Below are 9,515 nucleotides of genomic sequence, written 5' to 3' on the forward strand. Positions count from 1 at the left end.
TGGGTGGTGTCGCTGTGTGTCGGTGTCCCGGGCCGGGGGCGGGGGGGGCCCCCCCCCCCCCGCGGTCGAGGATGTGACGCTCGCACCGGGCAGACGCGGCACCGTCGTGCTGCGCCTGGTGCCGCGCCCCGGCGCCGATCCGCTGATGGAGGCGGCCGACGGGCAGTTGAAGGAGGGGGCCGATCCGTACCGGCTGGTGCTGCCGGCCGCGCGGGAGACCCTTGCCGAGTCCTACGCCGACGAGCTGAAGGGGCTGCTGACCGGGTCCGGGCCCGCCGACCGCCATCTGGTGGCCGCGCCCGAGGCGCCGCTGCACTTCAAGGCGTACGACGCGAAGGTGTCCTTCGACGGGACGTCCGTGCAGTTCCGGTGGTCGTGGGCGGGCGCGTCCTCGGCGAAGTGGAAGGCCGGCGACCAGAGCTTTCCGGTGACCGGCATCAGCGGGGTGGAGTGGCGTTCGCCGGAGGCGTTGGAGGGCTATCTGCGGCTGCGCACCGCGGGCTCCACCGATCCGGTGCAGCCCGACCAGGACCCGGCCGCGGTGGTCTTCGGCCGGGGCTACGGGCCCGTGCACGAGTCGTTGCCGTTCGCCGCGGCGGTGCTGGCGGCGATCCGCTCGCGCGGGGCGGCGGCAGTCGCCGCCACCACCGCGCGGCCGGACCCGGCGGACATCGCCGAGCGGATCCGGCATCTCGGCGAGCTGCACCGGGCCGGACTGGTCACCGACGAGGAATTCGCCGGCAAGAAGGCCGAGTTGCTGGCCGAGCTGTAGCTACTCCCGGCCCGCGGAGGCGAAGGACATGTCCGGGTAGCGGTCGCCCGCGACCTTGCCCGCGATCGGCTCCAGCCGGGCCAGTTCCTCGTCGGTCAGGACGAGCGAGACGGCCGCCACGTTCTCCTCGACCCTGCCCGGCTTGCGGGTGCCCGGGATGGGGACGACGGGCAGGCCCCAGGCCGTGGCGCGCTGCTGGACCCAGGCCAGGGCGATCTGGGCGGGGGTGGCTCCGCGGGCGTCGGCGATGGCGCGCAGCGGGTGCAGCAGGGCGGCGTTGGCGGAGGCGTTGGCCCCGGTGAAGCGGGGCTGCCGGCGGCGGAAGTCGTCGGCCGTGAGGTCCTGGTGGGCGTCGGTGAAGGCGCCGGTCAGGAAGCCGCGGCCGAGCGGGGAGTACGGCACCAGGGTGACGCCCAGCTCGCGGGCGGCCGGTACCACCTTCGCCTCGATGTCCCGGCTGAACAGGGACCACTCGGACTGCACGGCCGCGATCGGGTGCACGGCGTGTGCGGCGCGCAGCTCGCCGGCGGTGACCTCGCTGAGGCCGAGATGCTTGACCTTGCCCTCGCGGACCAGCTCCGCCATCGTGCCGACGGTCTCCTCGATGGGGACGTCCACATCGCGGCGGTGCATGTAGTAGAGGTCGATCACATCGGTGCCGAGCCGCTTCAGGCTGGCCTCGACGGCCTCGCGGATGTACGGCGCGTCGTTGCGGATGATCCGCCGCGTCGGGTCGTCCGGCGGGATGGTCAGGGCGAACTTGGTGGCGATGACCACCTCGTCGCGGTGGTCCCGGAGGAACGGCGCGAGGAAGCGCTCGTTCTCACCGGCGCCGTAGACGTCGGCGGTGTCGTAGAGCGTGACGCCGAGTTCCAGCGCCCGCTCCAGCGTCGCCCGCGCCTGTTCGGTGTCGGTGGGGCCGTATCCGAAGCTCATGCCCATGCAGCCGAGCCCCTGGACGCCCACCTCCGGCCCCTGCGCGCCGAGCCGTGCCGTCGGAATCCTGGCGTCGGTCATCGAGTGGTCCCCTCCGTGGCATAGAAGCTGATCTTGCGGTCGAGTACCGCGAGTGTGTCGTGCAGTTCGGTGATCCGGTTGAGCACGTCCTGGCGGGTCGCCTCCAGCAGCGCCTGCCGCTCCGCATAGGTGCCCTCGCCCGCGCGCACCAGTTCCGCGTACCTGACCATGTCCGCGACCGGCATGCCGGTCAGCCGCAGCTTGGTCACGAAGTCCAGCCAGTCCAGGTCGCGGTTGCGGTAGCGGCGCTGGCCGGTGTGGGAGCGGTCGACGTGCGGCATCAGGCCGATCCGCTCGTACCAGCGCAGGGTGTGCGCGGTGAGGCCGGTGAACTCGGCGACCTCGCTGATCGTGTAGCGGTCCTGGCCGTCGGGCCGGGGGTGGCGCCGTGGCGGGGCGGAGCAGATGTCGGCGTGGGGGGCGCGCTGGGGGGCCGCTGGCGCGGTCTGCATCACCGTCATGGCCCCCACGCTATGACCTTGGAGTGCACTCGAAGCAAGCGGCTCCGGTGAGAAATCCGCAGGACACGATCATCGGTCGTTGATTAGCGTGCGCGCCATGAGTCTCGTACGGCGGGCCCGGCCCGAGGACGCCACGGAAGTGCTGCGGCTGCGGCAGGTGATGATCGACTCGATGTTCGAGGCCGGCGGCGGGCCGACCGGCTGGCACGCCGCGTCCCTTCCGGGTCTGCGAAGCCGACTGGCCGAGCCGGACGGGGAGTTCGCCGCCTTCGTCGTGGACCACCCGGACCGGCCGGCGGCGCTGGCCGCGCTGGCGTGCGGGACGGTGGAGTACCGCATCGGACGCTCCGGGAACCCGCACGGCCGGGTCGGGCACGTGTTCAGCGTCGCGACCGATCCGGACGCGAGGCGGCGCGGGTACGCGCGCGCGTGCATGGAGGAGCTGCTGGAGTGGTTCCGGTCCCAGGAGGTGCGGCAGGTCGATCTGAACGCGTCCGCGCAGGCCGAGCCGCTGTACGCGGCGCTCGGCTTCGTCCGCAAGCCCGACCCCTCGATGCGGCTGGAGCTGTGAGCGGCATAGGCTCGCCGGCATGTCGTTGCAGAGCCTGGCACTGATCGAGAACTGGCCCGTCCCGACCGCGGCGGCGGGCGTCGTACGAGCCGACGGGACCGTCCTCGGGACGTACGGCCCCGAAGCGCACCGCTTCCCGCTGGCCTCGGTGACCAAGCCGCTGGCGGCCTACGCGGTGCTCGTGGCGTACGAGGAGGGCGCGATCGAGCTGGACGAGCCGGCCGGGCCGCCCGGGTCGACCGTCCGCCATCTGCTCGCCCACACCTCCGGGCTGGCCTTCGACGAGCACCGGGTGACGGCGCCCCCCGGCGACCGCCGTCTCTACTCCAACGCCGGCTTCGAACAGCTCGGGGACCATGTCGCCAAGGCGACGGAGATCCCCTTCGCCGAGTATCTGCGCCAGGCCGTGCTGGAGCCGCTGGGCATGACGTCGACGACGCTGGAGGGCTCTCCGGCGAAGGACGGCGTGTCCACGGTCGGGGACCTGCTGCGCTTCGCCGGGGAGGTTCAGGCGCCGCGGCTGCTGGACCCGCGCACGGTCGCCGAGGCGATGAGTGTGCAGTACCCGGGGACGAAGGGGGTGCTGCCGGGCTACGGCCACCAGAACCCCAACGACTGGGGTCTCGGCTTCGAGATCCGCGACGCCAAGTCCCCGCACTGGACGGGCGCTTCCTCCTCGCCGCGCACCTTCGGGCACTTCGGCCAGGCGGGCACGTTCCTGTGGATCGACCCCGCGGCCGGGGTGGCGTGCACCGCGCTGGCCGACCGGCCCTTCGGCCCCTGGGCGGTCGAGGCCTGGCCGGCGTTCACGGACGCGGTGCTGACGGAACTGCGCGGCGCCTGACCGTCAGTCGGCCAGCTCCCACACCAGCAGCTCGGCCCGGGACGCGGCGAGTGCCTCCAGGTTCTCCGCCCGCGTGATCCGGGCCGAGTCGCCGGCGTGCAGGGTCTCCCCCGCCAGCGTCACCTCGCCGCGTACGACATGGACGTACACCTGCGCGGCGTCCGGTACCGCCGTCCGCCCGCCCGGCTCCAGCCGCCGCACGTGCAGCGTCGCGCCCGCGGCCGGGACCGCGTAGGGCGTGGCGTCGGCGATGCCGGGGACGACCCGGTAGGAGGGCTCGCCGCCCGGCTCCCGGGGGCTCAGCCACATCTGGACGAAGGTCAGCGGGCGGTCGGTGTCGTTGCGTTCCACATGGCGGACGCCCGCCGCCGCGCTGAGGTGCTGGACGTCGCCGGGGCGGACCGTCGTCTCGTGGCCCGTGGAGTCGCGGTGGGTCAGCTCGCCCTCGACCACCCAGGTGACGATCTCGGTGTGGCTGTGCGGATGCTCGTCGAAGCCGGCGCCGGGGGCGAGCCGCTCCTCGTTGCAGGCGACGAGCGGGCCGAAGCGCAGGTTGTCGGGGTCGTAGTGCGGGCCGAAGGAGAAGGCGTGCCGGGAGTCGATCCCGGCCTCCGCGTCTCCGCCGCGGTAGCGCTCGGCGGCGCGCCGTACGTCCATCACGCCCCTCACGGTAGCCCCCGGCACGGGCCTCCCCGAGGCCCACCCCGACCCGGCGACGCACGTCCACGTCCGGATAAGGCAGTCTTGTCCCCGTGCCCGAACCCGAATCCCACCGCAGCGACCCTGCCGCACACGCCGTCCACCAGCACTCCGCGACCCTGAAGCGACTGGAGAAGTCCTCCGGGAGTCTCGCCGCGCAGGCCATCGCGCGGATGGACGAGACCCTGCCGTGGTACCGGGCCATGCCCCCGGAGAACCGTTCCTGGATCGGGCTGGTGGCCCAGGCGGGCATCGCGGCCTTCACCGAGTGGTTCCGGCACCCGGACGCCCCGCAGGCCATCTCGACCGATGTGTTCGGGACCGCCCCGCGCGAGCTGACCCGGGCCATCACGCTGCGGCAGACCGTGGAGATGGTGCGCACCACCATCGAGGTCATGGAGTCGGCCATCGACGAGGTGGCGGCCCCCGGGGACGAGAACGTGCTGCGTGAGGCGCTGCTCGTGTACGCCCGGGAGATCGCCTTCGCCACCGCCCAGGTGTACGCCCAGGCCGCCGAGGCACGCGGTGCCTGGGACGCGCGGCTGGAGTCCCTGGTCGTCAACGCCGTACTGAGCGGGGAGGCCGATGAGGGGGCCGTCAGCCGGGCCGCCGCGCTCGGCTGGAACTCCCCGGAGCATGTGTGCGTGGTGCTCGGTACGGCGCCCGACGGGGACAGCGAGCTGACCGTCGAGGCCATCCGGCGGGCGGCGCGGCACGCCAAGCTCCAGGTGCTCACGGGGGTCCTCGGGGACCGGCTGGTGGTGATCGCGGGCGGCAGCCCCCATCCGCTCGCCGTCGCCAAGTCGCTGATCGGGCCGTACGCGGCCGGGCCGGTGGTGGCCGGGCCCGTGGTGCCGGACCTGCTGGCCGCGACCCGGTCCGCGCAGGCCGCCGCCGCGGGGCTGAAGGCCTGTTCCGCCTGGCAGGACGCGCCGCGGCCGGTGCTGGCCGACGACCTGCTGCCGGAGCGCGCGATCGCTGGTGATCCCAGCGCCCGCGAGCAGTTGGTGGAGGAGATCTACAGACCTCTGGAGGAGGCCGGTTCCGCACTCCTGGAGACCCTGAGCGTCTATCTGGAGCAGGCGAGCAGCCTGGAGGGCGCTGCCCGGATGCTCTTCGTTCACCCGAACACCGTGCGCTACCGGCTTCGACGTGTGACTGACGTCACCGGTTGGTCGCCTTCCGATGTACGATCCGCGTTCACGCTGCGGATCGCGCTCATCCTCGGGCGTCTGGCCGATGGCGAACCTCAGTCATAGGGCTTTGTCGGGGGCCCACAAAAGCCCTTCGTGTTCTTCGTCCCTGTCCCCACGGGCGGCCGTGCCCGTCCCCAAGAGAGAGTGTGAGAGTGCTCGTACTCGTCGCTCCCGGCCAGGGCGCCCAGACGCCCGGCTTCCTGACTCCCTGGCTCGAACTGCCCGGTGCCGCTGACCGCGTCGCCGCCTGGTCGGACGCCATCGGCCTGGACCTTGTGCACTACGGCACCCAGGCCGACGCCGACGCCATCCGGGACACCGCGGTGGCCCAGCCGCTGCTGGTCGCCGCCGGGCTGCTGTCCGCCGCGGCACTCGGTGACATCTCCGAGATCGCGCCGGGCGCGGTCGCCGGTCACAGCGTCGGTGAGATCACCGCCGCCGCCTTCGCGGGCGTTCTGGACGACGCGGCCGCGCTGGCCCTGGTCCGCAAGCGGGGTCTGGCCATGGCCGACGCCGCCGCGATCACCGAGACCGGTATGTCGGCGCTGCTCGGCGGCGACCCGGAGACGTCCGTCGCGCACCTGGAGAAGCTGGGCCTGACCCCGGCGAACATCAACGGCGCGGGCCAGATCGTCGCCGCGGGCACGCTGGAGCAGCTGGCCGCGCTGAACGAGGACAAGCCCGAGGGCGTCCGCAAGGTCGTCGCGCTGAAGGTCGCCGGCGCCTTCCACACGCGCCACATGGCGCCCGCCGTGGAGACGCTGGCCAAGGCCGCCGCGCAGCTGTCCCCGGCGGACCCGAAGGTGCCCTACGTCTCCAACAAGGACGGGCGGACCGTCGCGGCCGGCGCCGAGGTGCTGGAGCGGCTGGTCGGCCAGGTCGCCAACCCGGTGCGCTGGGACCTGTGCATGGAGACCTTCAAGGAGCTGGGCGTCACCGCGCTCATCGAGGTGTGCCCGGGCGGCACGCTGACCGGACTGGCCAAGCGTGCGCTGCCCGGCGTGAAGACGCTGGCCCTGAAGACCCCCGACGACCTCGACGCGGCCCGCGAGCTCATCTCCGAGCACGCAGGCACCGGCGCCTAAGGAGCCGTACATGGCGAAGATCAAGCCCAGCAAGGGCGCCCCGTACGCGCGCATCCTCGGTGTCGGCGGCTACCGGCCGACCCGGGTGGTGCCCAACGAGGTGATCCTCGAGACGATCGACTCGTCCGACGAGTGGATCCGCTCGCGCTCCGGCATCGAGACCCGGCACTGGGCGAGCCCCGAGGAGACCGTCGCCGCGATGGCGATCGAGGCCTCCGGCAAGGCGATCGCGGACTCCGGTATCGCCGCGCACCAGATCGGCGCCGTGGTGGTCTCGACCGTCTCGCACTTCAGCCAGACCCCGGCCATCGCCACCGAGATCGCCGACAGGCTCGGCACGGACAAGGCCGCCGCCTTCGACATCTCGGCCGGCTGCGCGGGCTTCGGCTACGGCCTGACGCTCGCCAAGGGCATGGTGGTGGAAGGTTCCGCCGAGTACGTCCTGGTGATCGGCGTGGAGCGGCTGAGCGACCTGACCGACCTGGAGGACCGCGCGACGGCCTTCCTGTTCGGCGACGGTGCCGGCGCGGTCGTCGTCGGCCCCTCCCAGGAGCCCGCGATCGGTCCGACCGTGTGGGGCTCCGAGGGCGACAAGGCCGGCACCATCAAGCAGACCGTCCCCTGGGACCGGTTCCACATCGGTGACGTGTCGGAGCTGCCCCTGGACAGCGCGGGCAACATCAAGTTCCCCGCGATCACGCAGGAGGGCCAGGCGGTGTTCCGCTGGGCCGTGTTCGAGATGGCGAAGGTCGCCCAGCAGGCGCTGGACGCGGCCGGGATCAGCGCGGACGACCTGGACGTCTTCATCCCGCACCAGGCGAATGTGCGGATCATCGACTCGATGGTGAAGACTCTCAAGCTGCCGGAGCATGTCACGGTCGCCCGTGACATCCGCACCACCGGCAACACCTCGGCCGCCTCCATTCCGCTCGCTATGGAGCGGATGCTGGCGACCGGGGAGGCGAAGAGCGGCGACACCGCGCTCGTCATCGGATTCGGGGCGGGTCTCGTGTACGCCGCCACGGTCGTTACCCTCCCTTAGGCACTCCGTGCCGGATCTTGTGGTCCGACTCGGGGACAACTGCCACCAACCGTCTGGATTATCGAAGAAGGAGCGCCCGACATGGCCGCCACTCAGGATGAGATCGTCAAGGGTCTCGCGGAGATTGTGAACGAGATCGCTGGCATCCCGGTTGAGGACGTCCAGCTGGACAAGTCCTTCACCGACGACCTGGACGTCGACTCGCTGTCCATGGTCGAGGTCGTCGTCGCCGCCGAAGAGCGCTTCGACGTCAAGATCCCGGACGAGGACGTCAAGAACCTCAAGACCGTCGGCGACGCTGCCGACTACATCCTCAAGCACCAGGCCTGAGTCACCTCTTAGGCAGTCAGGCTGCTGGCCCCGCCACCCGGCGGTGGCGCCGTCGAATCCCGTATCCGTTGGAGAAAGAATTCCCGTGAGCCCGACCAATCGCACCGTGGTCGTCACCGGTATCGGCGCAACCACACCGCTGGGTGGCGACGCAGCCTCGACATGGGAGGGCCTGATCGCCGGCAAGTCCGGCGTCAAGCCTCTGGAAGAAGACTGGGCGGCCGACCAGGCCGTCAAGATCGCGGCCCGGGTCGCCGTGGAGCCGACCGAGGTCATCCCCCGCCCGCAGGCCCGCAAGCTGGACCGCTCGGCGCAGTTCGCGCTGATCGCGGCTCAGGAGGCCTGGAAGGACGCAGGCTTCACCGGCAAGGCCGGTGAGGACGGAAGCGTCGACCCGGACCGGCTGGGCACCGTCATCGCCTCCGGCATCGGCGGTGTGACCACGCTCCTCGACCAGTACGACGTGCTGAAGGAGAAGGGCGTCCGCCGCGTCTCCCCGCACACCGTCCCCATGCTCATGCCGAACGGCCCCTCGGCCAACGTGGGCCTGCTCGTGGGCGCCCGCGCGGGCGTGCACACGCCGGTCTCCGCGTGCGCGTCGGGTGCCGAGGCCATCGGCTACGCCATCGAGATGATCCGCACCGGCCGGGCCGACGTCGTCGTCGCCGGTGGTACGGAGGCGGCCATCCACCCGCTGCCGATCGCCGCGTTCGGCAACATGATGGCGATGTCCAAGAACAACGACGACCCGCAGGGCGCCTCGCGTCCCTACGACACCGCCCGCGACGGCTTCGTCCTCGGCGAGGGCGCCGGTGTGCTGGTCCTGGAGTCCGCCGAGCACGCGGCCAAGCGCGGGGCGCGGGTCTACGCGGAGGCGGTCGGCCAGGGCATCTCCGCCGACAGCCACGACATCGTGCAGCCGGAGCCCGAGGGCCGCGGCATCTCCGCCGCGCTCCAGCACCTGCTGGACAACACCGACCTGGACCCGGCCGAGATCGTGCACGTCAACGCGCACGCCACCTCGACGCCGGCCGGTGACGTCGCCGAGCTGAAGGCGCTGCGGAAGGTGTTCGGCGACGACGCCGACCACATGGCCGTGTCCGCGACCAAGTCGATGACCGGTCACCTGCTGGGCGGCGCGGGCGGTATCGAGTCCGTCGCGACCGTGCTGGCGCTGTACCACCGGCTGGCGCCGCCGACGATCAACGTCGACAACCTCGACCCCGAGGCCGAGGCCAACGCGGACGTCGTCCGCGGTGAGGCGCGCAAGCTTCCCGTCGAGGGGCGCATCGCCGCGCTGAACGACTCCTTCGGGTTCGGCGGTCACAACGTGGTGCTGGCGTTCCGTTCCGTGTGACGTCGCGTCAGCCGAAAGCGGGGCCCCCGCGGCGGGGGGGAGGGCGGCGCCGCCCGGGGGGGGGGGTGTCCTGGCGGGCCCCGGGGGCGGGGGGCGGGCGGGCGGGCCCGGGCCGCCGCCGGTGGCCGCGGGCATCGCCGC

Annotated in this window: 11 protein-coding genes; 8 read left to right on the forward strand and 3 right to left on the reverse strand. The window is 72.3% G+C overall.

Annotated features, from left to right (window positions below; all coding sequences use genetic code 11):
* Nucleotides 1-772, forward strand: a 772-nt coding sequence (locus ACFVIU_RS25450; protein WP_385845269.1) for a DUF4429 domain-containing protein, incomplete at its 5' end; no start/stop codon positions are given.
* Here ACFVIU_RS25450 and ACFVIU_RS25455 read toward each other — a convergent pair.
* Both ACFVIU_RS25455 and ACFVIU_RS25460 read right to left on the reverse strand, forming a co-directional pair.
* The gene (locus tag ACFVIU_RS25455) at nucleotides 773-1,789 is read right to left on the reverse strand and encodes an aldo/keto reductase (protein ID WP_385845270.1); all 1,017 of its coding nucleotides are present in this window, start codon (nucleotides 1,787-1,789) and stop codon (nucleotides 773-775) included.
* On the reverse strand, nucleotides 1,786-2,250 hold the full coding sequence (locus ACFVIU_RS25460) for a MerR family transcriptional regulator (protein WP_385845272.1): 465 nt from the start codon (nucleotides 2,248-2,250) through the stop codon (nucleotides 1,786-1,788). The genes ACFVIU_RS25455 and ACFVIU_RS25460 overlap by 4 nt, the downstream gene beginning before the upstream one ends.
* Nucleotides 2,251-2,347: 97 nt before the next feature.
* Here ACFVIU_RS25460 and ACFVIU_RS25465 point away from each other — a divergent pair, with 97 nt between their 5' ends.
* Nucleotides 2,348-2,821 carry a GNAT family N-acetyltransferase gene (locus tag ACFVIU_RS25465; RefSeq protein WP_385845273.1) on the forward strand — a complete coding sequence of 158 codons (474 nt, stop codon included), beginning with the start codon at nucleotides 2,348-2,350 and terminating at the stop codon, nucleotides 2,819-2,821.
* 19 nt (nucleotides 2,822-2,840) lie between these two features.
* Nucleotides 2,841-3,665, forward strand: coding sequence for a serine hydrolase domain-containing protein (locus ACFVIU_RS25470; RefSeq protein WP_385845275.1), 825 nt, complete (start codon nucleotides 2,841-2,843; stop codon nucleotides 3,663-3,665).
* 3 nt (nucleotides 3,666-3,668) lie between these two features.
* Here ACFVIU_RS25470 and ACFVIU_RS25475 read toward each other — a convergent pair whose 3' ends face one another.
* Complete coding sequence (locus tag ACFVIU_RS25475) at nucleotides 3,669-4,322, reverse strand: pirin family protein (RefSeq protein ID WP_385845295.1); 654 nt, start codon at nucleotides 4,320-4,322, stop codon at nucleotides 3,669-3,671.
* Between the two features lie 95 nt (nucleotides 4,323-4,417).
* On the opposite strand from ACFVIU_RS25475, the gene fasR reads away from it, so the two are divergent.
* The 5 genes from fasR (at nucleotide 4,418) to fabF (ending at nucleotide 9,374) form a co-directional block, all read left to right on the forward strand.
* Nucleotides 4,418-5,623, forward strand: coding sequence for a fatty acid biosynthesis transcriptional regulator FasR (fasR, locus tag ACFVIU_RS25480; RefSeq protein ID WP_385845276.1), 1,206 nt, complete (start codon nucleotides 4,418-4,420; stop codon nucleotides 5,621-5,623).
* Between the two features lie 89 nt (nucleotides 5,624-5,712).
* Entirely contained in the window at nucleotides 5,713-6,645 is a 933-nt protein-coding gene (locus ACFVIU_RS25485; RefSeq protein ID WP_385845277.1) for an ACP S-malonyltransferase, read from the forward strand.
* Between the two features lie 10 nt (nucleotides 6,646-6,655).
* Nucleotides 6,656-7,687: a ketoacyl-ACP synthase III gene (locus ACFVIU_RS25490; protein WP_385845279.1), complete on the forward strand. Its 1,032-nt coding sequence runs from the start codon at nucleotides 6,656-6,658 to the stop codon at nucleotides 7,685-7,687.
* Between the two features lie 81 nt (nucleotides 7,688-7,768).
* Nucleotides 7,769-8,017, forward strand: coding sequence for an acyl carrier protein (locus tag ACFVIU_RS25495; protein ID WP_385845280.1), 249 nt, complete (start codon nucleotides 7,769-7,771; stop codon nucleotides 8,015-8,017).
* An 85-nt stretch (nucleotides 8,018-8,102) separates the two neighbouring features.
* Nucleotides 8,103-9,374: a beta-ketoacyl-ACP synthase II gene (gene fabF, locus ACFVIU_RS25500; RefSeq protein WP_385845282.1), complete on the forward strand. Its 1,272-nt coding sequence runs from the start codon at nucleotides 8,103-8,105 to the stop codon at nucleotides 9,372-9,374.
* Nucleotides 9,375-9,515 lie beyond the last annotated feature (141 nt).

It is taken from the genome of Streptomyces sp. NPDC127190 (assembly GCF_042672505.1).
In the GTDB taxonomy this organism is placed as follows: domain Bacteria; phylum Actinomycetota; class Actinomycetes; order Streptomycetales; family Streptomycetaceae; genus Streptomyces.

What these genes read in the sequence shown, in the direction of transcription:
- ACFVIU_RS25490 (WP_385845279.1), top strand. Translation starts at nt 6,656, where the DNA reads ATGGCGAAGATCAAGCCCAGCAAGGGCGCCCCGTACGCGCGCATCCTC.
- ACFVIU_RS25455 (WP_385845270.1), bottom strand. Translation starts at nt 1,789, where the DNA reads ATGACCGACGCCAGGATTCCGACGGCACGGCTCGGCGCGCAGGGGCCG.
- ACFVIU_RS25460 (WP_385845272.1), bottom strand. Translation starts at nt 2,250, where the DNA reads ATGACGGTGATGCAGACCGCGCCAGCGGCCCCCCAGCGCGCCCCCCAC.
- ACFVIU_RS25495 (WP_385845280.1), top strand. Translation starts at nt 7,769, where the DNA reads ATGGCCGCCACTCAGGATGAGATCGTCAAGGGTCTCGCGGAGATTGTG.
- ACFVIU_RS25470 (WP_385845275.1), top strand. Translation starts at nt 2,841, where the DNA reads ATGTCGTTGCAGAGCCTGGCACTGATCGAGAACTGGCCCGTCCCGACC.
- ACFVIU_RS25475 (WP_385845295.1), bottom strand. Translation starts at nt 4,322, where the DNA reads ATGGACGTACGGCGCGCCGCCGAGCGCTACCGCGGCGGAGACGCGGAG.
- ACFVIU_RS25465 (WP_385845273.1), top strand. Translation starts at nt 2,348, where the DNA reads ATGAGTCTCGTACGGCGGGCCCGGCCCGAGGACGCCACGGAAGTGCTG.